This window comes from Sphingomonas ginsenosidivorax, assembly GCF_007995065.1.
Classification (GTDB): Bacteria; Pseudomonadota; Alphaproteobacteria; order Sphingomonadales; family Sphingomonadaceae; genus Sphingomonas; species Sphingomonas ginsenosidivorax.
Genome location: NZ_VOQR01000001.1, coordinates 3,315,749 through 3,340,464 on the forward strand (window position 1 = coordinate 3,315,749; position 24,716 = coordinate 3,340,464).

Sequence of the window (24,716 nt, forward strand, 5' to 3'; positions counted from 1 at the left end):
AATGCGGTGGGATAGGCTGTACGTCGATGTCACCCTGACCGAGGGGTATCAGGCCACATAGGGCTCCACGACGCTCGACACGATGACCAGCACGACCAGCGTCGCCAGCATCGCGACGTTCCAGCGCCGCGCGTTGATCCGCAACAGCGCAACGAGCAGCCCGAGAATCGCGAACCCGCTCGCAAAATAGAGGATCGACGCCAGGTCGCTTCCCGCGCCTGCCGGCGCCGCGGGGAGCGCGGGCACCGGATGCGCGATCTCGATCGCGATCAGGCCGATCCAGCTCGTCACGTTCGCGGCGAGCAGACCACCGATCACGAAGCGGTTGTGGCGATCGTACCACTCGTCGAAATCGGGCCATTCCTCGGGCGTGTCGGGAAAGATCAGCGTCGCGGCGAGGTAATAGATCCCGACCATCGCCAGCACTCCGACCAGCGTCGCGTAGTTCGCATCGATCTGCGCCCGCGCATCCCACGCCACCATCCAGAAATTGGTGAGGTCGAGGATGACGAGCAGCCCGAGCAGCGGCGTCAGCCACCCGATCCGCACCGGCCGCACCCCCCGCTTAAGCGTCACCGCGCGCGAGAAGCCGCCCAGCACCTCCGCGATCGCGAGCCCGAGCAACAGGCCGAACACCGCGAACACCAATTCGAATGGACTCATGCCGGCCCCCCGTCATCGCCGGCGGATCAATCCGTCGGCGTCCCCTGGCCATACAACACCCACGCGCGTGCGGTGCGCAAGGCGAACCGGCTAGTTTAAAGCGACAAACGCAAGAAAACCCCGCAGCGAGGGCTACGAGGTTGATGCTGGTTGCGGGGAGGCGCATAGGCCGAGCGCGACATTCTCTTTTCGTTCCAGTTTAGCCGACCCTGCCCCGCTTGCTTCGGCTTCACAGGGAGCGGTAGAGCTCCAGCCCTGCGCTACTGAACCTCACCGAGATACTGCCGGCCGAACGGCAATTTTGGTGATGGGGTGGACGCCCCCCGACGGCATCGATGTGGCAAAGTGGAGGTGTTGAACACCACTTGAAGGAGGCGTCCGTGTCGGAAGTTACCACAATCGGTCTGGATATCGCCAAGCATGTTTTCCACGCGCATGGTGCGGACAACGGCGGCCGAGCGGTTTTCAGCCGCAAGCTCACGTAGGGAAAGCTGTTAGATTTCTTCGTGTCGCAGCCCGGTGTACGGTGGCGCTGGAGGCGTGTGGTGGTGCACACCATTGGGCGCGCGAGCTCGAAGCGATGGGTCATGCAGTCAGGCTGATTCCCCCTGCGTATGTCAAGCCGTTCGTGAAGCGGCATAAGAACGATGCGGTCGATGCCGAAGCGAGATACAGCAGTTCGAAAGATCAAACGTTCCTCACGCGGTCACCGGCTTCGAGTGATGCCGACCTCCGGCTGCGGACGATGTAGCTGCCGAGGATCCTGAACTGCCCGCGCTCGGTCGCGAAGAATCCAAGAGGATCATGCTGTGACCTGTGAGATAGTGCCCGCCACCGTTGCGACGATGGCTGAGATCGAGATCTGGCTCGATACTGAGGAGGCCTTGTTCCAGGCGGCAGATGCCGTCTGGCGGGCGGATGGATACATGGGCGAAAGGCCCCCGCGTGGTTTTCGCTGCAATTGGGACACCACCGTGCGTCGTTGGCGCGACGAGGAGACGCGCGTTGATGTCCTAATGGTCGACGGAGAAGCCGTTGGCTTTCTCGACGGTCATCACATACTCGAAGTGAGGCCCGATCTCCGGAAGACCGGCCATGGTCGGTTGCTGGCGGAATTCATGGTCGACCTCGCCTTTGCGGAGGGGTGGTCGGTCGTTGAGATAGAGATCGCGCCATCCGCTGCGGAGCCCTTCTGGAGGCGCATGGGGTTCACGACGATCCCCGAACGCACCGGCAGCGGCGGCGGCATGTATGCCTACCGCATCCTGCCTCGATCTTTCCATCTTTCGAACGGCGAACGTGTGCGTTTTACGATCGAGTTCTTCACCGCCCAGGGCAGGTTCGAACAGGACCCAAAGCCGTTTTCTCGGTTCTCCGGGTCGGCGGAGCGCCTCCCCGATGGGTCGTTGCAACTGCTCGAGCGGATCATCTGCTTTGAGCCCGAGCTCGCTGGTCACACCGATTATTTCGTCCGGATCGAACTCGATGGACGACAAATCCACTTCGACAAGATCAAATACGACACGAGCAGACTCCATGGAATCCGCTTCGATGCAGGCTACACTTGGTTCATCGATCGCATAACGCCTCTCATCTAAATACATTTTCGAAAGTTTCTTAGATGAACCTATCTTATCGGATGGTGGCGGCGATCTGCTCCAAGATTGGCTGCGAACAATCGATTCACGTCTCGATCGGCCGCTGGCCCGGAGGCATCAACGACCGGGGCGGATTCGTCATCGAGTGCGCCAATTGCGGGCATCAATCCTATATCCCTGTGTCCAATCCCGACGATGCATCGAGCGTCACGAGCGGCGGCCGGATCGTCGCCACCTGGGACAACGATATTCAGAGCCTTAGCGATGTTCTCGATGCTCACGGTCTAACGTTCGCCGATGAATTGAAGGACAATATGCTGCTGATCCCGTCGACAGAGCCCGACGATCCCCAGTTCGTGCTCGAGGAGCGCCCGATCTACCGATGCTTGGCATGCAACGACGAGCTGGAGCGCGCGGCCTATGATGAGCTGGCTAAGTCTCTCGAGGCCATCAACGAGCGCCTCAGGTCACATTTCATTTACTTCCTGAAAGGGCGGCATCGCGTGCCCGACACTATCGAGGTTACGCTCGAGTTCACCTGCGCCTGCACCACCTATCCGATGATTTTCCACCGCCCCTTCTCCGAAACGAATCCCGTCGTGAAGAATGTCCTGGAATTCGTGCTGGCTGGGCCGGACGATGCGGCGATGCTGACCGACATTGATGGCGTCTATAGCCGCGACGATTGCGTCGAGATATTCAAGAAGCTGCTGCTGCGCTGGCGCGCGCGACACCGCCTGGTGATGCTGGTCGTGCCGTTCATCGGCCTCGACTATCGCGGCCGCGAGGAGAATCGTGTCGATCTGTGGAACATGGTCCTCGGCTATACGGATCCTGCCCGGACCCTGCTGGTGACCCGCCGACCGACCTACAATGGATTCGTGGAAGCGGCGAAGTCGCAAGGGATCGACATCAAGGCGCTCGCCAAGTTCAATCTCCTCAGCCCGCTCGTCGACGAGCTCGGGCAGAAGGGCGCCTTGTTCAAGCAGCAAAGCCATGCGAAATTCTACGCCGCGGTCGGCCGCGACAGCACCGAGGTGCTGAGCGGCTCGTTCAACATCCACACGGGCAAATTTGTCGAGAACCTCTTGTTCAAGACCTACACGACCAAGGATTTCGTCGCCCGCTACCTGGTGCCGCTCGGGGTCGTGTACAATCCTGATTTGCTGAAGGCTGAGAGGGCAGTGCTCGCGATCGGAATCGAGGACGGTCAGGTCAAATCCTTCGCATCTCGAACCGTCAGCTGACTTCGGCCTGCTCGAGTCACCGACATGAAACGATGCATGGTTTGGATGGCCCTCCACCCACACCCGACAACCGAGTGTGATCGCCAACCGCACGTCCGCGAACGCATTAGATCGCTGCGATGCACACCTCCCGCTTTTTCGTCATCCTTGTAGATAATGGTCAGGGCCGACCGCAGCGGCTAGGACGGAGCCGGACGAACCGTTTACGAACTATGGCAGGAAACCGAGGGTGAGCGCCGCTTCGTTTTCAACGAACTCTATGTGGATGACGGTGCCGTCGCAGAGCACATGGCGTCGGACCATTTCAAGGCGTTTGGTCTTGCCGCCCGCGATCTCGCGTCGGAGCGACCCACGATCATCGTTACCAAGCCAGTCGACATCGGTTAGCCGACTTGGACCGGCAGTGCTCCCGAGGTCGTTTCTTTCCGGACATGGCCAGAGATTCAATATAGCAGCGTTTAATACCGTGTAATTCTGAATGTGGATTAGTTTTCCACACGCGGCGCGAACACGTGCTATGACCTTGGGTTATGATTGAAGAACTTAGAACGCCGCTCGGAGCCTACTTCTATCGCCGCAAGGCACGCGTGACGCAATTGGCGATTCGCGGGCTGTTCCTGGAGATGCAGCGCACCGCCGACAATGCTGGTCGTCCCGTCTTCAGATGCGTCCGAGAGTCTCTCGGCGATGCCTTCTATTCCGCGATATCGTTCGCTTACGACCGGCCGGTGCCATTTCTCGAGAATGCTGGCGATCGGGTAGAGCGGCTCTACGGCTTCCTCCTGCTGGTTGAGAAGGGGTCGATGGTCGCCGTCTTCAAAACGGGTCTCGATCTCACCACGGCGTTTCGGAAAGCGCATCTGGAAGCCGTCGAGAGGGCGACGGTCGAGCGGGCGATCGCGCGCCACGACGCGGTGTTCGAGAAGATCAGCCTGCGCAACATGACGACTTCGCCCCTTGCACTGCGATCTAAGACGCTGGAGGCGCGAGATCTTGAGAACGCGATAGCGACGACGAGCGCTGGACGGTTCGTACCGCAAGGGTACCGGGTTCGAAGGCCCGATGGCAGTTATTCCGCGACACCGAGCACAGGCCGCATTGCGGTGCGATCGGACCGGGTCGACCACGAGCTGGCGGTTGGATGGGCGGGAGAGATCATGGATCTTCTCTCGAACGATGTCGGCGAGGCTTCCTCTTTCATCCGCAACTTTGCCAGACCAGTCGAGCTTTCCATGATCGGTGCGGGCGTGCAGCCGACGTTTCTGGCGGTCGATACGATGGCGATGGCGGACGCGATCAGCAACGACGACGAGCCGATAAGGTTCGTAAGGCAGGTCGCTGGAATATGGCATCAACTGCCACAGGCAGAGACTGACACGATCGTTGAGGATCTCCGGCCGCCTCTGGTGATCGAGGCGGAGGGAACCGGGTACAAGCTGGTCGACGACGCCAGCGCCGAGATCGGCGCGATCAAGATCAACAAGACGCGCATCGCCATGAAGACGCTGGAAATCCCGTCATTGGCAGGCGTCTTCGTCGAGGACGCGCGGCTGGTCGTTGGCACCGACCCGAACCGCAAGACGCTATCAAAGTATATCGACGTCGAGGACATGTTCTCCATCCTCTTCAGCGACCTGGCTCTCGCATATATCGATGGTTCGCTTTTTCGTGATGAGGCGCTCGTCGGAGGCGGGGCATCGTTCTTGCGCCATCTTATGACAGAACCACTCTTGGCCGCGACGACCAGTGAGAAAGGCACCTTCGTGGCGGGTCAGGCAGAGTTCACCACAGGATCCGTCTTCCGCGCCGTGGCCGACGGACTGGCGGGAGAGGACGTGCTGATCTGCGACGATCTCGGCGACGAATGGGCGGATTTCATCGGTGTGAGCGCGAATGCCAATCCGGCGATGATCACCTTCTACCACGCAAAACATGGGAACCGTTCCCTCAGCGCTTCTGCTTTCCACGACGCCGTCGGCCAAGCGATCAAGAACCTAGGGCGTTTGAGCCTTGTCGGCGACGTGATGGCGAACAAGTTTCAAGGATGGGACGCGACGTACAATCATGGTCATGCGGCGACCGCGATCACCAGATACATGCGTGGTGGGACGCGTGCACAGATCGAGGAGCAAGTAGGTCTTGCCGCCACGGCGCCAGCCGTCCTCAAGCGCGTGGTCATCGTGACCTCGTCCCTCAGCCGGGCCGACGTGGAGGAGGCTTTCGGTCGGATCGCGGCGGGACTGCCGGTGCGACCAAACTTCGTACAGCTCTACTGGATCCTCATGGGCTTCTTCTCGGCCTGCATCGAAATCGGTGCGGTAGGTTATGTGATGTGCCAGCCATGAGGCATTGAGCGCTTCGAATTTCACCGCGTAGCTTTGCGCAGACCGTCCAAAAAGCGCAGTTGCTCAGGCGTCGTTCGCTCAGAATTGCCTATAGGATCCACAGATCGTCTGGGCCGAGATAACTGATCTCGACGCGGCCGGGGTGGTTGGAGACTAAGACGCGTGCCAAACCTCGTCGTTCAGGATTCAGCGGCGCCTGCATGACGCCAAGCCTGTCGCCGACGGCTGATAAAATCCAAGGCTGACCATCAATGTGGTGCACCCGGACTGGTGCGCCTGGCGACGCCGGAACATTCGTCCATTGCACGAGTGCGAAGAAGCGACGCTCGGCCCAGATGCGGTTGTCCGGAGGGACGAAACCATAGAGGAATTCGAGCCACATCGGCTTCGTCTCCGCGGTAGGCCAATCTGGCAGCGCACTCCACTGCGCTACGCCGGGGGACTTCAGCCATGTGCGGAGCTCATCGCCGGAACCAAACGTTGCGCCGGTGTCCTGGATGGCCTTGATCGCGGCAAGCCGGGAATTGAAGCCAGCTTGGATCAGCAACGAGACCGAGTGTGTCATCGTGCCGGTCTCGACCGCGGGAACGGCGAGTCCCAGTTCGTGGTCCTCAACCGGGAAGAAGCCGACCACATCGCCATTGGCGGATGCGCGAAAGCGCGGCCCGTCCCATGACGATACATAGCCTCTGCCGAGTTGCGCGATGCGCCGCTGTTCGTCGGTTGCCAGAATCTTGGCGATGGCGTGGTGCGGGCGTGCAAGATCGCGAGGGATAATGACTTTGTCGATCTGCTTCAGACACGCAGCCCGCACGGCGTCGAGGTCAGGCGTGAATGTCGGACGGGCGGGCAGGGGACCCTGCAGTTCGGCATCGCTCCACTGTCGGTAGGAGTAACTGTCATACCGGCCTGCACCCGGCGTTACCGTGTCGCTCATGCCGGGCGGGCGGGCCGGCAGTGAGGGCTGGGTTACTCTCTTGCCGGCAGCGAGTTTTGCCCAATAGCCTGCCGGCGGCAGGGGAATGTGGGAGCGTTGGCACGCCTTGCGAAGGTTAGCGTCAGAGATATTAAACTGCGTCGCCAGCGTCTTCACCGGTGTCGACCACACGAGATCGTAAAGAGCCTGCCGGCTCAGTTCTTTCGTCACGACGTGATGACCTACCTGTTTCGCGTGAGCGATACCTCGGCAACGTTTCAGGATGTTGACGGCTTAAGCTCCGGGGGGTGATGCCGATCTCCCCGCCCCCGCATGAGGAGCGTCGCGTGATCAGCCAGGTTTGTATGCCTGAAGCCCCGATTTTGAAGGCGAGGCGAGGCCTGTCCGCTTCCCAGTTTCGAACGTTCATTTACTGGCTCTGGTAGATCGCCTGAGCCGCGGGCCGTTCAGCTTGAATGGCGAGGTTTAGGACTTTGCTGCCGTTTCGAAACGAGTTGTCGAACGGCAGGTCGTGTCAGAAGCTGACGTACGGCGCTTCCCTCTTGGTAGGGCAGAGCGGCGTTCTTAGCTGGTTTCACGAAAAGCGCGAAAAGGAACGCCTAGCTAACCCATCGCGGGTTGCACAGGCTTCTCGGGACTGTAGTAAATGATTGGCTCAAAAGGGGATAGGAGTGACTGATCCGTTTTGTCGCCAGGGGGAAAAATGATTGCCGACAACGTCATCGATGCTCTCAAGATTGCGGTCGACAACCGAGCTCTCACACCGGACGTCATCGAGCTTTTATTACCTGATGGTCGGCCGTTCGACTGCGAGGGCCAACTCTGGGATTACAAGGCGAGCGCTCCAAGCCTTCCTGATCAGCCGACCGAGGCCGAGAAGGCCGCGCATCGAATCGCAGTGGCCGAAATCGTCAAGGATGCTGTCGCTTTTCACAACGCTTTCGGCGGCTACATCCTGTTTGGAGTGAAAGACAAAGGCCGCGATCGAGTTGTCGGCATGGTGGACGGGTTCAATTGCGCCGACCTTAACAAGACGTTGCAAAGCTATGCCGGCGTCAGCATCGAGTGCCTCTACCACACGCTCGAGGTCGCAGCGTCCAGCGGATCAGCAAGGCTCGGCCTGCTGCTAATTCCTCGCCGACCGGCCGGAGCCGCGCCGACAAAGCTAGTCCGAAAGGGACCGGAGAAGCCAAACGGGAAGAGGACGTTCCTGGATGAAGTCTACGTAAGGGTACGCGACGAGTGCAGGGCCGCCACCAATACTCATGAGGATTGGCTCTTTCTACATTCTGACCGGCTGCCGCCTGAACAGGTCACCGGTGCTACACACGTGGAGGTCCAAGCGCATCTGCCGGCTCGCGACTACGACCTAATCACGTTTGTCGGTCGGGAGGAGCAGCTTGCCGACCTGCGCAGATGGATCAGCGATGTCCGCAGTCCCGTCCGCCTTATCACGGGTATCGGCGGCTTAGGGAAGACGACGCTCGCATACCGATACGCCGAAGAGATCATTGAGACCGGCGCTGGCGGAATCGAAACGCTCATTTGGCTGACTGCCAAGCAGCAAACCTACTCCGCCTTACGCGGTAAGATGGTACCAATCTCCCGGGTCGACTTCAGTGACCTTGATTCCCTATTCACCGAGATTCTTAAGGCGCTAAGTCACGAAATGCCAGTCTCGGAAGAGGAGCCAAGCTTCGCTGAGATCGGCGATCGCTTGGTAGAGGCGCTGTCAACTATCCCGTCGCTCGTCATCGTTGACGATCTTGATACCCTCTCACCCGAGGAGCAGAAGGAAACAGTCGCTGCGCTTAACAGCGTGGCGCTGAGAACCGTGGGACGCGAGCTGTCACCATCACGCATTTTGATGACCTCGCGCATCGATCAGGGCCTACCTCCAACTGCAATTGTCAAGATTAGGGGATTGGAGCGCCCCGATTTCGAGATGCATTTTAGCCAACCTATGCGCCGCGTTCGAAGTTGCGCCATTTACCGGACGCGACCTAGACGACGTTTTCGAGGCCTCTTCCGGCTCGCCACTGTTTGCAGCATCGATCGTGAGGCTTGTGAAAATTGGCGAGAACCGGCGCGAGGTGGTCGAGAAATGGAAAGGTTGCGATGGCGAGGATGTGAGAAGCTTCGCTTTCCGGCGAGAGCTTGAGCGCCTCACAGGCATCGAAGCGCGCGTACTTTACGCCGCCCTGCTATTAGGCGAGACCACGCTTGGCGACATCGCGGAGGTTATCGACATGCAACCCCGCGCCGTACGAGAGCACATCGCAGGACTGCAGGCCTATCACTTAATGGCCACCGTAGCGAAATCGCAGCGTGAGTCGACCATCAGCGTGCCGGACGAACTGCAGGCGGTGGTTGAGCTGGTGAGGGCGCAACTCGGCGTGAACGCTAAGCTGGTTGAGGAGGCAGTCGGCCGTGCGCACGAGCGAAGCGGCAACCAGGAGCGCCAAGTTGGCGCAAGCATTCGCTCGATTGTGCGACTGTGGGGTGCAGAGCGCTTTGAAGAAGCCGTTATTGTCGCGACTGCTCTCAGGGAGAAGTTCCCTGACAACGGGGACGCGGCGAGCATCCTCGGTGCGTCGCTTCTTCGCACCAAACCGGCGCGGGATCGCGAAGCGGACAAGGCGCTCGACGCTGCGGCGAAGTTAGGCTGCAGCAAGTTGGAGCTCCTTCCCAACATGATCCGGGCTAAGACGCAGATCCAAGATTGGAGCGGCTTGAGAGAGATCAGCCGCACCCGCATATCGAACGAACCGGACCGCGATGTCGCTCTTGCAGCGCATTTGAAGGCCAACAGCGAGATGATCAGCACCGCGCGTGTGCGAGGTGATCGTAATCGCGTCGCTGAGCTAGCGATTGAGGCAGTCGAGCGTGTCACGGCTAAGCTACGGCGGGCCCGTCTGGAGGTTGGGTACTTCAACTCGTTGCTAGGTCAGCGCTTCGATTTTGCTCGCGTCTATGTCGACGCGCTAAACCGTTTGAACCCTCGTGGAGGTGATCGCCTCCGCGTGTTTGAGGGCGTTGCCCGCCTAGCGGCAGCGGACGTGGTCGTCACCGACTTGCTGGAAATCGGCGTGTCGGCGCTGGAAGACTGGTGGGGTGACGTCGAACGCCGCCCGGTAGCTGATCTATCGGCGTGCAAACTATTGAGCCGGATGCTTGGGAAACTAGAGAAAATCTAGCAACAGCTGGCAGGCTACAAGCGCGACACTACAACTACGAGCGATATCGAAAGTCGTCGCCGCGAACTCGAGTATCGAGGTGCAGCCCTGCAGGCCTCGATCGGTTGACCACGCCGATCCTGTTGCTGCCGCATCCCGTGAGGGAGCGATGGTCAAATACGTGGCTGAACGGCAATAGATTGAGATTCGCATCCTTGAAGTTAACGGATTGATAAACTTGGGAAAGTGCAGAACTTTGAGATGTTATTACGATTATATATTCTTTCGTATCCTTGAAAGTGGTCATATGATATCGAGTAGGCAATCGGTAGACGCTGCTTGAGACCTCTGCGTGGGACGATTAGCGGAAACTGCTGAAGCGCTTTTGGGGAAAGACACCATGGCAAAGGGCATTTCGCTTCACATCGGCTTGAACCTCGTCGATCCAGCCTATTACGATGGCTGGTCCGGACCGCTGAATGCCTGCGAGGCGGACGCACAGGCGATGTCGGACCTGTGCGAGCGGCAGGGCTTCGCGCCCCGCATGCTCATCACCAAGGATGCGACGCGCGAGGCGGTGCTCGCGCAGCTTGATGGTCTCGCGACCGAACTCGTCGCCGGCGACACCCTCATCATCAGCTATTCCGGCCACGGTGGGCAGGTCCCCGACCGCAACAGGGATGAACCGGACCGTCTCGACGAGACGTGGTGCCTTTATGACGGCCAGCTGGTCGACGACGAGCTATACTGGGCCTGGGGCAAGTTCGCGCCGGGCGTGCGGATCGCGGCCTTTTCGGACAGCTGCCACAGCGGGACTGTCCTCAAGTACGCGCTCGCCACGAAGTTCAACCTCGGGTTGGTGGCGAACTCGTTCGCCGCCGCGGTGCCGAGGGTAATGCCGCCCGAGATCGTGGCCCGAACCTACTACAAGAACCGCGAGTTCTACGAGGCGATTCTCGCCAAGCCCGCGCCAACGGCGCCAACCTGCTCGGTGATCCTGGTCTCCGGCTGCCAAGACAACCAGCTTTCTATGGACGGTCCGTTCAACGGCGCCTTCACCGGCGCCCTCCTCACGATCTGGGCGGACGGCGCGTTCCAGGGCAGCTACAGCGCGCTGGCGAAGGCGGTTCGAGGCAAGCTGCCGCCCGAACAGTCGCCGAACTACATGACCGTGGGCGCCGCCGATGCCGCGTTCGAGGAAGGCGCCGCCTTCAGTCTCTAAGCCGACCGATCACGTCTGGCGGCCGTAGCTGATTGCATTGGGGAGTCCTCGAATGTCACCGAAGTATCTCGTCGCCGTCATTGCCCTGACCACCGCCACGCAGGCGATGGGTCAGGAGGTTCGATACAACCTTCCGCGTTCGACCGTGATCGCGGGCTGGCAGGCTCGCCTGATCCGCTGCCCGGGCGAGAACGACCCGAAGCCCGGCTATGTGACCGAGGCGGTCGCGACCGCGAGCGCCAAGCCGGGCGAACTCGTCCGGCTCAACCCGAGCAGCCCGTTCCTGGGAAGCCGCAAGCTCGCGCTGACCTATCATGACAACGGCATGCTGAAGACAATCAACGCCGAGGGCGAGGGCAAGGGCGGCGCCGTCCTCGCCACCCTCGCGAAGGCGGCTGCCGGCTTCGCGACCTTCGGGGTGTCCGGCACCATCACCACCCTGGTTCCGGCGCTCGCCGGGTCGAAGGCCGGTCCGACCAAGAAGGTGGAACTGAAGGTGGCTTGCAAGCCGGAGATCCTGGAGAAGGTCGACCGGTGGCTCAAGGTCTCAGGTCAGGTCGAGACGATTGAGGCCGATTTGGCGAACGGGCTTCCGCTGGGCTCAGCCCGCACGGAACTGCTGGAGAGCCTGAAGACCGAGCAGGCCGAACTCGAGAGCGCGCTGACGCTCTCGACCAGCGTCACCCTAACGCAGAGCCGGGCGAAGGCACTGGCGATCTCAGCGAAGACTGCAGACGGAAGCTATCGTGAGGCTTTCGACCTCGATCCGATCAAGCCCACCGCTTGGTTCGGCACCTACCCGGGGGAGACCATTCCCGACATGGACGTCGGAAAGGGAGGCTTTTGCGCGCGCTTCGTCGTGTCCAAGGGCGCCTTCCAACAGTCGGAGCCGATCGCGACCTCCGGGCTGAAGGCCTGGCGGACGGCCTATGTGAAGGACGGGCGGCTCGATCAGACCAAGCGGCTCAACCGCTTCGTATATCTCCAACCCGTCCCAGTGAGCGTCGAGCTATGGGACAATCCGAGCCGCGCGGCGTGCGCCGCGACAGGCGCGATCGCGGACGCGCTGTTGAACAAGACGGTCTCGGTCGCTCAGTTCTCGAACTACTTCATCCTTCCCCTGGGCAGCGGCATGTTCGAGTCCAAGGGCTCGTCAGCCGAGTTCGCGGCCGACGGTCGGATGGTCGCGATGGGCACCAACGCGGTGGGTGGTGGAAGCCAGTTTGCCGAGGCGCTCGCCGGCGGCCTAGCGGCCGCGGAAACCATGCGGGACGCCAAGACCGGCGCGATCCAGCGCAGGGTCGACCGGCTCAAGGTCGAGAACGAACTGCGCCAGCTCCAGGAGAAGAGCAGTACCAGCGACGTCGAGGCCCAGGGTGACCTTAAGGATCAAAGTTGACGACTTGATGCTTGATCAGCTTCTCGAATGGCGGCGACGACGTTCCATACCAGCCTAGAAAACAATTGACTTGGTTCCGCCGTGCTCATTCCTTGCATTTTCCAAGCCGTTCACCGCGACTGACCATGGGCGGGCATTTGCCTGGTGGATGACGGATCTCTCCACAACCTGCCAATACGATGGCCTAGGCCAAGTGGCCGAACTTGGTCCGATACCGGCCGTGCCCTCTTCTACCAATGAATGACGGGCGGCGTTTCCTGAAATGCTCAGTTGCACGCCAAAGCTCAAATTGGCCGATGCCTTTCGAACGGATGGCGTCTCAAGGACGGCGTTTCGCATACTGGTGATTGATACGGGTCTTATGCCGTCCCGTGCTCTGCACGGTCGCGCCCTATTCCGCTGACGCTTCACCGAGCCGCCTGACGGCGTCTCGTCGGCAGAGCCGTGACGATCGCTGACGCTTGGTCGGGCGTTGCCCGACATGCGGACGACCGCGCTGCGCACGGCCGGCGTGGCGCTACCGCGCGTCGGATGGCGGGGGTAGGCGTCGCTGCCCTCTAGTCCCGCCGCGGCGGGTCGCAAGCCGGCGTTGCCGGCTCCTTCATTGCATTACGGCCCTTCGGGTGCCGCCCGCCGCTCCAGCGGGACTGCCGGTTCGCTCCTGCCGCCTAACGACACTGCCTGCCCGTCCTGACACCCTGCATATGGAGGAAACCGTCCGTGCCGATGACAGCTTCCGGAACGAGGGCCAGGTAACCACGGCCGGCTTCGACGGCCGTCACGAGTTCTTCAACGCTGTGCATACAGATTCTCCAGACATGAGCCGTCGTTCGCGCCGAACAGGCACGGTGAAAAGGCGGCAGGAAGACCACCATAACGAACAATATAGGAACAGTTTCCGGATGGACTACAATTATGTGGCACGTCCCATCCTGAAACGACTACATCATGTGCCTGGCATTGAAGCCCGGAGCAGCAGGAGCCGGAATGCGGGTGTCATTCCTCATCCTTCCGATCGTCGACGTCGACTTCCCAGAAGGGAGCCTGATCCGCCGCGAGCCACTGCGCGCGGAAGGCAGCGGCCACCGTCCTGCCCGCGTCGGTGATCTTCCACCTATGGGCCTCGAGGTCATGACGCACCTCGTCCTTTTTCTTCTTGGGGTCGGACATCTTCCTGAGCAAAGGCGAGATGGACGTCCTGACGACCTTGTCCTCCAGCACGTCGACCAGCGCCGCCCAGGCGACCATGTAGGCGACCGAAGCGCCTTCGGGGCGGCGCTCGAGTGACAGCAGCACAAGAACGCGGTGCGTGATCTTGGGCAGCTTCACATCGGCCTTCGCAGCCGCAAAACCCTTTAGACCCGTCATGGCGCCACTTACGCCCCTGTCCGACTGACCGACTGACAAGCGCCCACTCCGCGCGAAGGCGAGGATCGCATCGATCTCGCTCTCCTCCTCGTCAAGCGCCTGCCGGTCCCTGGGGATTCCCACCGTCTTCCGCTCGACGAGATCGCCAATGTCGATCGTGAGCCGCTGCGGCAGGTCATTTGCCCCTGTCTTCTTCATATCCTCCGTATGCCTGCGGAAGTCTTACTGAGTCAAATGAAAAATGACCTTTTGTCTAAAAGCCTTCACCCTACCGAAAGGATCCTCCAATGCGGGCAGTCCATCGTGGAGATACCGAAGCTATCGCAGCCGCCATCGCCGACGTCCAGGATCTCACACATCAGATCGAAAGCGGCGTCGACGCCATCGACGATCTCATCCGGCGCCGGATCGCCGCGATCAGCCGCATGCTCGTCGCCGCAGACCGGCACGTCGTCCTCGCTGATCCACGAGACGTAAACAGCCTTGTGGCGAAATCGGAACCGACACCGCCGTTTTTGCCGGAACTCGTGGCGCTGGCAGTCCACGAGGCCGGAAACGACGGCGCCACCGTTCCTTTCATCGCCGGCAGGCTTCGTACGCGACTGGGGCTCAAGGTCGATACCTCCTTGATCGTAACCGCCCTGCAGGCTCTCATCGGCCAAGGCGACATCCTTGATCGCGGCACAAGGTACTTCGCGCCGAATTCAGATCTGGCACGGGGAACCAGGGATGGATCTCCCACCATCAAGTCGTTGATCGTCGAGGCCATGGAGATGGGTCCCGGCGATGGCATGGCCGTCGCCAAGATCCGAGATGTCATTACCGAGCGGCATGGTCGACAGATCCCGCTCACCACCCTGCATCCGATAGTGCGCCAGCTCGAGCGCGCCGGACGCGTGGTCAAAGTCGGGCACAAGCGGGCTCTTCGCGATCGTACGAAGGGCCTGGCCGGGGACTGAACATCCAGCCCATAAGGGCCATCCTCGACGCCCCTCCGATCGGCCAAAGCCATAAGCAGGACTTCTATCCGGACAGAGTCCCATCCTGAAAGTCCTCTATCTTAGGAAACATTTTCCTTCATTTTCGTTATGCATGCCGGACCAAATGTCCTTCCACCCGTAAACTGGGGCACGTTCACAAGGCCCCTCATCGGAGCATCCGTCATGCGAAATCTGCAGCTCGAGGCCGAACTTGCGGCCCATTCCGAACACCGCGCGCCACCGCTCATCTGGTGGCGATCCCTTGCCGCCAGCGTCTTCATCGCCGAACGTTGCATCGTCGAGGCCGCCGTCGCCTCGGTCGTCACCGCCAGCAGGCTCGCACCGCCCGATCTGATCGGCGACATGTTCTCCGCGCAGGCTGAGGAGAAGACGGACGTCTACAACCGACTCGCCGCCCACTTCACCTGTCTGGACGGGATGAACCTGGGCGTCCTGTGGGAGGTGGCGGGTAGCTGCAGCGCGCTTGCCGCCGCCGACTACGACCCCGTCGGGCTGCTGCGTACGCTCAAGGGGCTTTCCGAACCCTATATCACGGCCCAGCCGGAAATGCGGCTTTCCGTGGCCGCGACCTGGCTGAGTGAGATGGGCGGTATCCTCAATCCGACCGTCATGTCCAGGATCGACTGGGAGCACGCGCTCGGTGGCAAACGTCGCGACGACGACGGCTCGATCTGGGAGGAGCCGGAATGATGGGCCTCCACGACATGCACTCCATCAACGTTTTCGGTATCGGCGCAGCTGTTGTCGGCATCGCCGGCATCTGCTTCACCGCGCAGGCGTGCCGCGAGGCGTTCGTCATACCGCCTTCCGGGGAACGGACGTACTTGGTTGTGGCGATGACGTTCGTCATGGCCGTCGATCTCCTCATCGCCTGCATCGGTTCTTGGATTACGCTGCTCGGCATGCAGATCGGCGGGGGCGCCCATGGCTAAGCGCACCACCAAGGTGGCGCGTGCCGCCTCCACCGCAAGGACCGACATCGTCGTCGGCGGCCAGCCGATCGCCAAGGCGTATCACGTTCCGGACCTGAAGCCGAAGGCCACGGGACCGTGGACCGTCGAGCGCGAAAAGCTCGCCTGGACCGACCCGAAGACGGGCCTCGACTGCATCGTCCGACGGATGGCGAAGGGACACTTCGCGGCATTCGTCGCCGTCCCGCGCGATCATCCGCTCCATGCGTATTCGGCCGAGGCGATCCCGCCTGGGCTGCTGCGCACGCACGGCGGCATCGACTATGCGCAGGCCTGCGACCATCGGGGTCCAGAGGACAGGTCGATTTGCCACGTCCACCGCGGAGCGTTCGAGAGCAAGGACGATGCCTGGTGGATCGGGACGTCATGCGACGAGATCGGCGACCTGGTCCCTGACGACCCCAGCCACGCCGCCGAGGCGCGTCGACTCGGCATCGAGCAGGTCTATCGGAACGAGCGCTATGCAGTCGAACTCTGCACGACGCTCGCCCATGACCTCGCCGCCGTGGGGGAATTGCGATGAGCGACTACCCTTATTCGCCCGAACTCCCTTGGGGCTCTTGGATGCGCACGTCGGCGAGTTCGCTGGGGAATGTCACGATCGTCGATGAGCATGGACGCCATTTCCCGAGTGTACGAGAAGCGTTCTGGACGGGACGCCTGAGGATGAGCAGGGTCAATCCGCGCGTCATGAACGAGCAGCTGGAGCTAATGCTAGCCTCGTTCGCGTCCCGGCACCGCGGTATCGTCGCGATCGACGAGGCTGCCCACTCGCTCTTCGCTGGCGACCACCTGTACCAGCGCTTCTGGGCTTACTGGATGGACGCCGAAGGCCTGCTTGACGGAGGATTCCGGGGTGATCCGCTCGACGGCAAGCTGGCATCGGAAGGCATCGCAGTGCTGCGAATGCTTGCTGCGACGCGTCCCATCAAGCTGAACGCGGTTCCGGTAGGTCGCGCGGCAGTCGAGTTCTTCGGCGAGCCGGACTCGCCCGACGAGTGTGACAGGGCGCGCTTCGAGGCCGCCGAGGCAAGCGCACGCATGCTGCGGTTCGCCGTTGTGCGCGAGCGCGCCTTCGGACGCGACGCCATCTCGATCCTCCACCGGGATCCGTCCGACATCATTCCTATCGCCCGTACCATCTGGCACATGGCCTGGCCGGACGCGACCCTGCGCGACCTCGCCTATCGGTGGATGGCAAATAGGGTCGACCGCTGGACCAGCTGGGGCGAAATGGTGATCCACGACGGTGCGGAAGCGCTGACGCAGCACCTGCTGGTATGCCTGTTCGTGGACCGAACGGATCAGCAGACGTCGCCGCCGGCCCAGGGAACGGAGGACCTGCTCGCTCTGCCGGACAGTGCAACGAGGGCCAAGTGATGATCCGCAGTACCGATGATGACCGTCGCGATGCATCCGTCGCGGCGGTCACGCAGGGTCCGGATACCGCCCGCCGCCTCCGCTTCACCGGACATCATCTCGATCTGCCGATCCTCCTCGTCGCGGCCGTCGAAGCGACGGACACCACCGTCGAGGCCTTCATCGCTCGGCTGCGGCGTGAGGCAATCTGGCAGGATCAGTCCCTACGGTCCGCCGACCGCGACATAGACATCCAAGCCTATCTCGCTCCCGAAGGCCTGCGGTGCGTCATCCGCGTCGCCGAGAACATCTGGTATCATCACCCGCTCGAGACGCTCCATGTCCGGTTAATGCACCTTCCGACGGTCGAGCGAAACGCGGCAATCCCGCTCACCCGCCTGGTGCGCCATGACCTCACCGACCCCCTGCCGATAGTAGTACGAAGCCTGACGTATATCAACGCGAGGAAACCCGAGCTCGGCACGTGTCTGCGGCTCGACATGCCGAGGCTAAGCGTCGCCCTCACCAACGACCCGAGCGGCACGGCCAGATCACCGGCGTCATGAAGACGCAGATCGACCATCTGCCGCTGTCGATAGACGGCATGCGCCCGACCCAGGGCCGGACGCTCGCGGTGATGCAGGTCTCGGCCTGATCGCAGTCGTTCAACAGCGTCAACACGCTGCGTCTTCTCGGCCGCTGGATGCGCATGTTTACGATACCGAACCAGTCGTCGGTCGCGATGGCCTACAGGGAATTCGGAGCCGACGACCGGATGTTCCCCTCCAGCTACTACGACCGGCTCGTCGACGTGATGGAGGAGCTTGTGCGCTTCGAGGTGCTGATGCGCCCGCATGCGACCCAGCTCGTCGATCGGTACTCCGAGCGCAGATCTTCCGGGGCAGTCGTAGCCGGCGACGCGCATGCCTCAGCGGCGATGACCCGCTGACCAGACATCCGGCTATCGCCTGCTTCCGGGCGAACGCCTGATCTCGGCCGACCGCAGCTTCCTGCCCCGCTGCTCGGCCCCAGGGAACATCTCGAGCATGGCTCCCGTCGCCCGCTCGATGATTCCAGCGCCGAACTCGAGCGCCCAGGCCGCGTACATGGCGTCGTTGGGGTTGCTGAAGCCCATGCCGCGCCCGTGCTCAGCCATTCGGTAGAAGGCGAGAGGCCCGCTATGCGTATGGGCGCTCAGAAATCGATAGATGAAGCGAAACTGCTTTCGATCAAGGTCGGTCCGGTCAATCACGTCATCCTGGACGAAGGGCGTCTTATCGCCTCGAAGCAGCTCTCGCTGCCGCTTCTCAGGCAGCGCCATGAGCCATGCGTTCGCGCGGAAGCGGGCCTCGAGGGATTCACGGACGACTTTGCGCTGCGCCGTCTTCTCAGGCTCGGGATCCTGTTCGCCGATCTCGGCGAACAGCCTCGACCGCGACCCGTCGTCGTGCAGGTCGAGCATGATGATGCGGGCTTCCCTCTCCACCTCGGGCACGTCGTCCACGCAGAGGAAGAAGAAGTAGAGGTAGCATTCCGCGACGTTTCGCACGAGCGATGCCAAGGCGCTGAAGTCCCAGTGGGCCGACGGACGGATTTCCGGTGCGAGGAGCTGGACGCTTTTGCTCGTCACCACGATCCGGGTGAACAGAACCGACGCCCAGTAGTGCTGACCGGTGGCGCTCGGCAGTTGTCCGCAGCCACGACTGACCGTGTCTGAGAAGGCGACGCCGGCAACGAAGCTCCGCCTGGCTGCGACGTACAGCTCTTTGAAATCTACGTCATGATCCTGGACCATGCCTTCGGATGCGGTGCCCATCACACCGACTTGATGATGCCGCCGGCGTATCGGCTGTCCAAACGGTCGACCGTCGCGGGCTGGCTAAACGGCTGGTCGGTGATCTCCACGCTGCGCATCCGACCCACTTCGAACACGCGTGGCTCGCCGTTGGACCGAGGGTCGGCCGGATTGCCGATCTGGATGCCGGTCACGCATACCTTGTCGCCTGACGAGTGATAGAGTGCGGCAGGCTGGAAGGTACGCGCAAGCATGTCGTCGTCATATCGAAGCGACACCAAGCACCGTGCGTCGATCGCGCTTTCGATCACGCGCTCGAAGTCGGGGCGGCGCGGTACCGGGGGCTTCGGGGCGGGCGCCACGGCGAACGGATTGCGGGGCTTCTTCGGGGTTTTGCCCCAGGTCGGTCGCTTCATCGACGTCTCCCATCGCCATTTTCAAGCCCTGATGTAGGCGGACATGGTCTCCTTCCAACGGAACGGCGACGCTTCGGCGTTCCAGATATTGCACCATCTGACTGAGCCACGGTCAACAGCCGACTGGCCGGATGCAGCATCTCTCCCCACATTGTAGCTTCACATAGGGGGAAACATGCATGAAGCGCCTCGTCTTCTGTTTCGACGGCACCTGGAACAAGCTGGAACCTGGCCGGGCGACGAATGTCGTCCTGACCGCGGCCAGCATCGAGCGGATGGGACGCGACGGTGTCCCGCAGATCATCCATTACGACGAGGGGGTCGGCACCGGAGACCTCGACCAGTTCCGCGGCGGAATGTTCGGCACCGGGCTGATCGACAACGTCCGCGAGGCATACCGCTTCCTGATCTTCAACTACGATCCAGGCGACGAAATCCACGTCTTCGGCTTCTCGCGCGGGGCATATAGCGCACGCACTTTCGTCGGCTTCATCCGCCACGTCGGCCCGCTGCAGCGACTGCACGTCGGCCGCATCGACGAGGCGCTCCAGCTTTACGAGCACCGGCGCAAGGGGGACGAGGCATCGGACGACGCGCTTCGGGAGTTCCGCTCGCTGTACTCGGGCTCGGTCTGCATCGGCGGCGGCGACGACGCGTGGCGGTGTGCAAACGTTAGGGGCTACGAAACCGGAGCGGCTCCGCAGCTCCGCGTAAAGTATCTCGGTGTCTGGGACACGGTCGGCGCGCTCGGCGTGCCGGAGCGGATGCCGTTCAGCGGCTGGTTCAACCGCGAGTACGACTTCCACGATCCCAGCCTCGACGCATTCGTCGAGAGCGCGCGTCACGCCGTCGCCATCGACGAGCGTCGCGAACTGTTCCCGGTCGTACCGTTCGGCGATCTTACCCAGCTCAACCGTTCCGCGGGGGCCGAGCCGGATGACCCCGAGGCGCCGTACCAGGAGAAATGGTTCCCGGGCGTACATGGTTCGATCGGCGGCGGGGGCGACATTCGCGGACTGTCCGACGATGCGCTCGCCTGGGTTCTCGCCGGTGCCAAGAAGGCCGGTCTGAAGCTCGACACCGCGCATGGGACGCGCATCCACGGGTTCAACCCCAACCCACTGGCATCACTGGTCAACGAGACGAAGCCGGAATGGAGCGCCACGCAGGTGTTCACGGACGACCGCGATGGCCCACGCCACCTCTGGCAGGTAGCTCAGTCGGCGCAGCGGCGCTGGCGCACTCCAGCGGATCGCCTTGGCGGCAAGCCGTATCGACCGGGCACGCTGGAGCATGTGGCCGCGGAACTCGACGCCATCGGAGCATGGACGTTCGTCCCGACCGTGGACGTGCTCGCGGTCGAACGGGTCAAGCCGTCGGACACGCTCAGTCACTACGCCTATCGCCACTATGGCGACGCAAGCCTGTGGCCCAAGATCTTCGAGGCGAACATCGACACGCTGGATGATCCCGACGAGATCTTCCCCGGCCAGGAGATCAGGATTCCGCGACTCCCGGCGGCGCCGCCGACGGTCGTGTAGCGGGGCGCTGCAGTCCGACCACCGGCGGACGCTGGCAGATGGAGCCCTCGGAACGCTGACGGAATTCCGGACCGGCCTGGAGCGGTTCTCCCGCACCTATGCCTACATTGCGCAACTGATCGAACTTAGCGATCCCGATCTCGAGAACTTCTCGTCATTCGTCAAGCTGCTGTCGAGCAGGCTGGATGGGGTCACGCCGGACGAGATCGACCTGAAGGGGCTCGCTCTGACGGGGTTCGAGATCAAGCCGCGGGATAGTTCAACCGGGGGCAATCCGGCGCAGCCGACGGAGGAGGATCTGATCCTATCGATGACGTCCAACAACGCCTTGGCCAAATTACTGCTCAAGGGAGACGAGCAAGCGTTAGGTATCCTGACCGACATCATCTATGACTTTCTGCGTTCGGGTGAGCAGCTCGACATTTCTGCCGCGGCCGACGCCTAATCGGCGGAGGATCAGGCAGGGACTCTTAAGGAAAAGTTCCGGTACAGATACCTGTTAAATGATGCAGCCGACTTGTCGGCGACGGATCGGGGGAACGATGGCGGCAATTCGTCAGGTAGAGGTGTCCAACTTCCGAGGCGTGCGGAAGGCCATCTGGGCCCCCCTGCCCGGCCTCAATGCAGTTATTGGTGCCGGCGATACGGGGAAGTCGACGCTTCTAGATGCGATCGAACTGGCGCTGGCACCTCGCCGCAATCTCACATTTTCAGATGCCGATTTCTGGCAGCTGGACGTGACGAAGCAGATAGATCTGCGTGTCACCATCGGCGACCTGCCGGACGTGCTGCTCGACATAGACCGCTACGGCATCATCCATCGCGGGTGGAATGCAGCCACGAGACTGCTGTCAGACGAACCAGGTGCCGGCCTGGAAGACGTGATCACCGTCAGGCTCACGATTGATCAGGATCTCGAACCGCGGTGGAGCCTGTATTCCGATCGCGCAGATGCTGATGGCACGACGCGCGAGATGCCGCCCGCTGAGCGCAAGAAACTCGCCCCCACGAGGCTTGGCGTCTATGCCAACCATCATCTTGCATGGGGCAACCGTTCCATCCTGAACAAGCTCGCTGAAATCCCGTCCGGCGCTGGCGGCGCGCTTGCCGACGCGGCAAGAAAGGCTCGCGCCGAATTCGGCACAGCCGCACTCACGCAGGTTCAGGACGCGCTCGACATCGTACATGCCGTCGCGGAGAAGGCAGGCATATCCGGCGCGCTCGAAGCTACCGCGCTACTCGACGCCCATGGGATCAGCTTCTCGGGCGGAACCATAGCTCTGCATGACAAGGACGGCGTACCGCTGCGCAATCTCGGCGTCGGCAGCAGCCGCCTTCTCATCGCCGGCCTGCAGGCAGCCGCGGGCGAAGCCAGCCCCTTCGTTCTCGTCGACGAGGTCGAGCACGGCCTCGAACCTCATCGCATCATCCGCCTGCTGCACACCCTAGGCAGCAAAGAAACTGCGCCGATGCGACAAGTCTTCCTTACCACGCATTCGGCGGTCGTCGTGCGGGAGCTATCCGCCGGACAGCTGTGGAGGGCAGCCGATGACGGATCCGGCGGCGTGGTCATGAGCCGTACCGACGGCGGGGTGGAGAGCCAGAAGACGCTGCGTGCCTGCGCCGAGGCCTTCCTCGCCCCCCAGGTCATTGTGTGCGAGGGGCCGACGGAAATCGGTTTGCTGCGCGGCCTCGACGTGCATCGCGATGAAACCGGGCAACCGACGTTGGCCGCAATGGGGGCTGCGTTCGCCGATGGAAACGGCGACAACATGATCAACCGCGCGTATGCGTTCGCCGACCTTGGTTACCGGACCGCCCTGCTACGCGACTGCGACAAGCCCTTCACTACCGCCCAGCTCGGGAAACTCGCGACTGCCGGTGTCATGCAATTCCATTGGGATGAGGGGCTATCGACCGAGCAGGCGCTATGCCTGTCGCTCCCCGACGATGAGATCGAGAAGCTCGTCGAGGTGGCGGTGGAGGAATGCGGCAAGGACAAGGTCAACAGCGATTTGCGCGTCCAGTCGGCGACGCTGAACGCCGATATGTTCAGCACGCTGATCGGCTTCGGACTCGACGAGAGGCGGCATCTGGGCGCGGCTGCCAAGAAGGGCGGCTGGTTCAAGAACGTGACTCTTGGCGAGCGTGTCGGTCGCGAGGTCCTGGCTCCTGCGCTTGATCGTTGCACCGGAACGATGCCCGGTATCATCGACGACCTGCGCACATGGGCGGCGGCATAGGCTCCATGTCGGCACCTGACATTCTCGCGATCGGTCGTGGTTCGATCGTCGCCCCCGCCGGCTGCGGAAAGACCGAATCCATCGTGCGGGCCGTCGCGCGAAACGACGGCAAGCCGGCACTGGTCCTGACCCATACTAACGCCGGTGTCTGCGCGCTGCGTTCGCGTATGGTGCGAGCCAAGGTCGCGACGACAAAGCCACGGGTAACGACGCTCGACGGGTGGTGCCTTCAGCTCGTGTCGTCCTATCCCGAGCTATCAGGCCTGCGTCCCGACCTGTCCGCGATCCAGTATCCTGCGCTGCGCGAGGCGGCGATCCGAGCGGTGTCGTCCGGCGCCCTCGATGCGATCCTGCGGGCATCATACTCGCGCGTCATCGTCGACGAGTATCAGGACTGCACCAGCCCCCAGCATCGGCTGGTCGTCGCGCTCGCCGATCGGCTACCGTGCTGCGTCCTCGGTGATCCGCTACAGCGAATATTCGACTGGGCGGGTCCCCTGCCCGACTGGGACGCTGAAGTGCTGACCACCTTCCCTCTCGTCGCCACGCTCGACGATCCGTGGCGCTGGATCGCAGAGGGCGAGGAGGATTTCGGTCGCTGGATTCTGTCCATCGGGGGCGGGCTCGAGCGCGGTCAAGGGGTCGACCTGACGACCGCACCGGTCAATCTAGTCTGGAAAAAAGCGGTAGACGAAGAACAGCAGAAATCGGCCGAGGCGGAAGCTATGGCCGAGCTTGCGGGTCTGGCGCCGTCAACCGCGCTGATCGTCGGCAGCTCACTGGATGCGGCATCGCGCGTGGAATTCGCCAAAACATACGATGGCGTTCAGGTCGTTGAGCGAGCAGACATGCCTGAACTGGCGGCAGCGGCGGACAAGATCGGTAGTGAGAAGGAACTCAAGCGCGTCATTGAAGTGCTGCGCTTCGCGCGCACGGTCATGTCTGGCATCGACAAGGCATTCGTCGATCGGCTGAACGATCTTGCTTCCGGTAGAGAGGCACCCGCCGAAGACTCCGAGCGCATCTTCCTGACGGCCCGCCATGGCGCCACGTTCGGCAACCTGGCCCGCATGCTTGAATGCTGGCACAAGACGCCGGGGTGGTTCGTGTATCGGCCGGACCTTCTCAACGTAATGATGGACGGGATGCGACGCACCGCCGAGGACGGCGATCTGAAGGCATCGGTGCTGGAGGTGCGAGAGGCCAAGCGAAGCAAGGGTCGGCATATTCCCGCCTTGGGCATCGGCAGCACGCTGCTGCTCAAGGGGCTCGAGGCCGAGCGCGTGATAATTCTCGACGCTGGATCCATGAACGCCTGCAACGCCTACGTCGCGCTCAGCCGGGCATCGAGGTCCGTGACGGTAATCTCGAAGAACCCAGTGATCGGTTTGGTCTGAATCCGTGGCGCAAGCGGCCAACGCGTTGTGATGCAAGA

At 62.0% G+C, this 24,716-nt stretch carries 22 protein-coding genes and 3 pseudogenes; 20 read left to right on the forward strand and 5 right to left on the reverse strand.

Going from position 1 to position 24,716, the window contains the following annotated elements:
* Positions 1-48 precede the first annotated feature (48 nt).
* A complete protein-coding gene (locus FSB78_RS15060) occupies positions 49-663 on the reverse strand; it encodes a hypothetical protein (protein ID WP_147083394.1) in 615 nt (204 codons plus the stop codon).
* A gap of 380 nt (positions 664-1,043) precedes the next feature.
* Here FSB78_RS15060 and FSB78_RS19555 point away from each other — a divergent pair.
* From FSB78_RS19555 to FSB78_RS19325, 5 genes and pseudogenes are all read left to right on the forward strand, one after another.
* Positions 1,044-1,330 (forward strand): annotated as a pseudogene (locus FSB78_RS19555) (IS110 family transposase); the annotation flags it as partial.
* A 178-nt stretch (positions 1,331-1,508) separates the two neighbouring features.
* Positions 1,509-2,261 (forward strand): GNAT family N-acetyltransferase, encoded by a 753-nt coding sequence (locus FSB78_RS15070; protein ID WP_147083395.1) that lies wholly within the window; start codon positions 1,509-1,511, stop codon positions 2,259-2,261.
* A 41-nt stretch (positions 2,262-2,302) separates the two neighbouring features.
* Positions 2,303-3,508: a hypothetical protein gene (locus tag FSB78_RS15075; protein WP_147083396.1), complete on the forward strand. Its 1,206-nt coding sequence runs from the start codon at positions 2,303-2,305 to the stop codon at positions 3,506-3,508.
* 216 nt (positions 3,509-3,724) lie between these two features.
* Positions 3,725-3,895: pseudogene (locus FSB78_RS19785) on the forward strand (putative quinol monooxygenase); the annotation flags it as partial.
* A 143-nt stretch (positions 3,896-4,038) separates the two neighbouring features.
* Positions 4,039-5,853, forward strand: a complete 1,815-nt coding sequence (locus tag FSB78_RS19325; RefSeq protein WP_199743194.1) for a hypothetical protein — start codon at positions 4,039-4,041, stop codon at positions 5,851-5,853.
* 88 nt (positions 5,854-5,941) lie between these two features.
* Here the strand turns inward: FSB78_RS19325 and FSB78_RS15090 are convergent, their stop codons facing one another.
* The gene (locus FSB78_RS15090) at positions 5,942-7,000 is read right to left on the reverse strand and encodes a hypothetical protein (protein WP_147083397.1); all 1,059 of its coding nucleotides are present in this window, start codon (positions 6,998-7,000) and stop codon (positions 5,942-5,944) included.
* A 493-nt stretch (positions 7,001-7,493) separates the two neighbouring features.
* On the opposite strand from FSB78_RS15090, the gene FSB78_RS15095 reads away from it, so the two are divergent.
* From FSB78_RS15095 to FSB78_RS15110, 4 genes are all read left to right on the forward strand, one after another.
* Positions 7,494-8,951, forward strand: a complete 1,458-nt coding sequence (locus FSB78_RS15095; protein WP_147083398.1) for an RNA-binding domain-containing protein — start codon at positions 7,494-7,496, stop codon at positions 8,949-8,951.
* On the forward strand, positions 8,857-9,987 hold the full coding sequence (locus tag FSB78_RS15100; RefSeq protein ID WP_147083399.1) for a hypothetical protein: 1,131 nt from the start codon (positions 8,857-8,859) through the stop codon (positions 9,985-9,987). The genes FSB78_RS15095 and FSB78_RS15100 overlap by 95 nt, the downstream gene beginning before the upstream one ends.
* Before the next feature lie 409 nt (positions 9,988-10,396).
* Positions 10,397-11,188 (forward strand): caspase family protein, encoded by a 792-nt coding sequence (locus FSB78_RS15105; RefSeq protein WP_199743195.1) that lies wholly within the window; start codon positions 10,397-10,399, stop codon positions 11,186-11,188.
* A gap of 52 nt (positions 11,189-11,240) precedes the next feature.
* Complete coding sequence (locus FSB78_RS15110; protein ID WP_147083400.1) at positions 11,241-12,587, forward strand: hypothetical protein; 1,347 nt, start codon at positions 11,241-11,243, stop codon at positions 12,585-12,587.
* Between the two features lie 996 nt (positions 12,588-13,583).
* Here the strand turns inward: FSB78_RS15110 and FSB78_RS15115 are convergent.
* Complete coding sequence (locus FSB78_RS15115) at positions 13,584-14,153, reverse strand: hypothetical protein (protein ID WP_147083401.1); 570 nt, start codon at positions 14,151-14,153, stop codon at positions 13,584-13,586.
* An 89-nt stretch (positions 14,154-14,242) separates the two neighbouring features.
* Between FSB78_RS15115 and FSB78_RS15120 the strand changes: the two genes are divergently transcribed.
* The 7 genes and pseudogenes from FSB78_RS15120 to FSB78_RS15150 form a co-directional block, all read left to right on the forward strand.
* On the forward strand, positions 14,243-14,914 hold the full coding sequence (locus tag FSB78_RS15120) for a hypothetical protein (RefSeq protein ID WP_147083402.1): 672 nt from the start codon (positions 14,243-14,245) through the stop codon (positions 14,912-14,914).
* 204 nt (positions 14,915-15,118) lie between these two features.
* Positions 15,119-15,646: a hypothetical protein gene (locus FSB78_RS15125; RefSeq protein ID WP_147083403.1), complete on the forward strand. Its 528-nt coding sequence runs from the start codon at positions 15,119-15,121 to the stop codon at positions 15,644-15,646.
* Positions 15,646-15,888, forward strand: a complete 243-nt coding sequence (locus FSB78_RS15130; protein ID WP_147083404.1) for a hypothetical protein — start codon at positions 15,646-15,648, stop codon at positions 15,886-15,888. Before FSB78_RS15125 ends, FSB78_RS15130 begins: the two co-directional genes overlap by 1 nt.
* Positions 15,881-16,450 carry a hypothetical protein gene (locus FSB78_RS15135; protein WP_147083405.1) on the forward strand — a complete coding sequence of 190 codons (570 nt, stop codon included), beginning with the start codon at positions 15,881-15,883 and terminating at the stop codon, positions 16,448-16,450. Before FSB78_RS15130 ends, FSB78_RS15135 begins: the two co-directional genes overlap by 8 nt.
* 167 nt (positions 16,451-16,617) lie before the next feature.
* Positions 16,618-17,307 carry a hypothetical protein gene (locus FSB78_RS15140; RefSeq protein WP_158638020.1) on the forward strand — a complete coding sequence of 230 codons (690 nt, stop codon included), beginning with the start codon at positions 16,618-16,620 and terminating at the stop codon, positions 17,305-17,307.
* Complete coding sequence (locus FSB78_RS15145) at positions 17,307-17,852, forward strand: hypothetical protein (RefSeq protein WP_147083407.1); 546 nt, start codon at positions 17,307-17,309, stop codon at positions 17,850-17,852. The genes FSB78_RS15140 and FSB78_RS15145 overlap by 1 nt, the downstream gene beginning before the upstream one ends.
* Positions 17,819-18,235, forward strand: a pseudogene (locus FSB78_RS15150) (NAD(P)H-dependent oxidoreductase); the annotation flags it as partial. The gene FSB78_RS15145 and the pseudogene FSB78_RS15150, both read left to right, overlap by 34 nt.
* 12 nt (positions 18,236-18,247) lie before the next feature.
* Here FSB78_RS15150 and FSB78_RS15155 read toward each other — a convergent pair.
* Positions 18,248-19,102: a DUF5677 domain-containing protein gene (locus FSB78_RS15155; protein ID WP_147083408.1), complete on the reverse strand. Its 855-nt coding sequence runs from the start codon at positions 19,100-19,102 to the stop codon at positions 18,248-18,250.
* The gene (locus tag FSB78_RS15160) at positions 19,102-19,497 is read right to left on the reverse strand and encodes a WYL domain-containing protein (RefSeq protein ID WP_147083409.1); all 396 of its coding nucleotides are present in this window, start codon (positions 19,495-19,497) and stop codon (positions 19,102-19,104) included. Before FSB78_RS15160 ends, FSB78_RS15155 begins: the two co-directional genes overlap by 1 nt.
* A 179-nt stretch (positions 19,498-19,676) precedes the next feature.
* Here FSB78_RS15160 and FSB78_RS15165 point away from each other — a divergent pair, with 179 nt between their 5' ends.
* The 4 genes from FSB78_RS15165 to FSB78_RS15180 all read left to right on the forward strand — a co-directional run bounded on the left by FSB78_RS15165 (position 19,677) and on the right by FSB78_RS15180 (position 24,678).
* Complete coding sequence (locus tag FSB78_RS15165) at positions 19,677-21,038, forward strand: phospholipase effector Tle1 domain-containing protein (RefSeq protein WP_147083410.1); 1,362 nt, start codon at positions 19,677-19,679, stop codon at positions 21,036-21,038.
* Positions 20,962-21,483 (forward strand): hypothetical protein, encoded by a 522-nt coding sequence (locus FSB78_RS15170; protein WP_147083411.1) that lies wholly within the window; start codon positions 20,962-20,964, stop codon positions 21,481-21,483. Before FSB78_RS15165 ends, FSB78_RS15170 begins: the two co-directional genes overlap by 77 nt.
* Positions 21,484-21,580: 97 nt before the next feature.
* The gene (locus FSB78_RS15175; protein ID WP_158638021.1) at positions 21,581-23,281 is read left to right on the forward strand and encodes an ATP-dependent nuclease; all 1,701 of its coding nucleotides are present in this window, start codon (positions 21,581-21,583) and stop codon (positions 23,279-23,281) included.
* A 5-nt stretch (positions 23,282-23,286) separates the two neighbouring features.
* A complete protein-coding gene (locus tag FSB78_RS15180) occupies positions 23,287-24,678 on the forward strand; it encodes a UvrD-helicase domain-containing protein (RefSeq protein WP_158638022.1) in 1,392 nt (463 codons plus the stop codon).
* Positions 24,679-24,716 lie beyond the last annotated feature (38 nt).

Excerpts from the sequence above, each read along its gene's own strand:
- FSB78_RS15165 (WP_147083410.1), top strand. The coding sequence starts at position 19,677 with ATGAAGCGCCTCGTCTTCTGTTTCGACGGCACCTGGAACAAGCTGGAA.
- FSB78_RS15125 (WP_147083403.1), top strand. The coding sequence starts at position 15,119 with ATGCGAAATCTGCAGCTCGAGGCCGAACTTGCGGCCCATTCCGAACAC.
- FSB78_RS15120 (WP_147083402.1), top strand. The coding sequence starts at position 14,243 with ATGCGGGCAGTCCATCGTGGAGATACCGAAGCTATCGCAGCCGCCATC.
- FSB78_RS15180 (WP_158638022.1), top strand. The coding sequence starts at position 23,287 with ATGTCGGCACCTGACATTCTCGCGATCGGTCGTGGTTCGATCGTCGCC.
- FSB78_RS15110 (WP_147083400.1), top strand. The coding sequence starts at position 11,241 with ATGTCACCGAAGTATCTCGTCGCCGTCATTGCCCTGACCACCGCCACG.
- FSB78_RS15140 (WP_158638020.1), top strand. The coding sequence starts at position 16,618 with ATGAACGAGCAGCTGGAGCTAATGCTAGCCTCGTTCGCGTCCCGGCAC.
- FSB78_RS15160 (WP_147083409.1), bottom strand. The coding sequence starts at position 19,497 with ATGAAGCGACCGACCTGGGGCAAAACCCCGAAGAAGCCCCGCAATCCG.
- FSB78_RS15095 (WP_147083398.1), top strand. The coding sequence starts at position 7,494 with ATGATTGCCGACAACGTCATCGATGCTCTCAAGATTGCGGTCGACAAC.
- FSB78_RS15130 (WP_147083404.1), top strand. The coding sequence starts at position 15,646 with ATGGGCCTCCACGACATGCACTCCATCAACGTTTTCGGTATCGGCGCA.
- FSB78_RS15170 (WP_147083411.1), top strand. The coding sequence starts at position 20,962 with ATGATCCCGACGAGATCTTCCCCGGCCAGGAGATCAGGATTCCGCGAC.
- FSB78_RS15070 (WP_147083395.1), top strand. The coding sequence starts at position 1,509 with ATGGCTGAGATCGAGATCTGGCTCGATACTGAGGAGGCCTTGTTCCAG.
- FSB78_RS15145 (WP_147083407.1), top strand. The coding sequence starts at position 17,307 with ATGATCCGCAGTACCGATGATGACCGTCGCGATGCATCCGTCGCGGCG.
- FSB78_RS15155 (WP_147083408.1), bottom strand. The coding sequence starts at position 19,102 with ATGGGCACCGCATCCGAAGGCATGGTCCAGGATCATGACGTAGATTTC.
- FSB78_RS15075 (WP_147083396.1), top strand. The coding sequence starts at position 2,303 with ATGGTGGCGGCGATCTGCTCCAAGATTGGCTGCGAACAATCGATTCAC.
- FSB78_RS19325 (WP_199743194.1), top strand. The coding sequence starts at position 4,039 with ATGATTGAAGAACTTAGAACGCCGCTCGGAGCCTACTTCTATCGCCGC.
- FSB78_RS15135 (WP_147083405.1), top strand. The coding sequence starts at position 15,881 with ATGGCTAAGCGCACCACCAAGGTGGCGCGTGCCGCCTCCACCGCAAGG.
- FSB78_RS15115 (WP_147083401.1), bottom strand. The coding sequence starts at position 14,153 with ATGAAGAAGACAGGGGCAAATGACCTGCCGCAGCGGCTCACGATCGAC.
- FSB78_RS15175 (WP_158638021.1), top strand. The coding sequence starts at position 21,581 with ATGGCGGCAATTCGTCAGGTAGAGGTGTCCAACTTCCGAGGCGTGCGG.
- FSB78_RS15060 (WP_147083394.1), bottom strand. The coding sequence starts at position 663 with ATGAGTCCATTCGAATTGGTGTTCGCGGTGTTCGGCCTGTTGCTCGGG.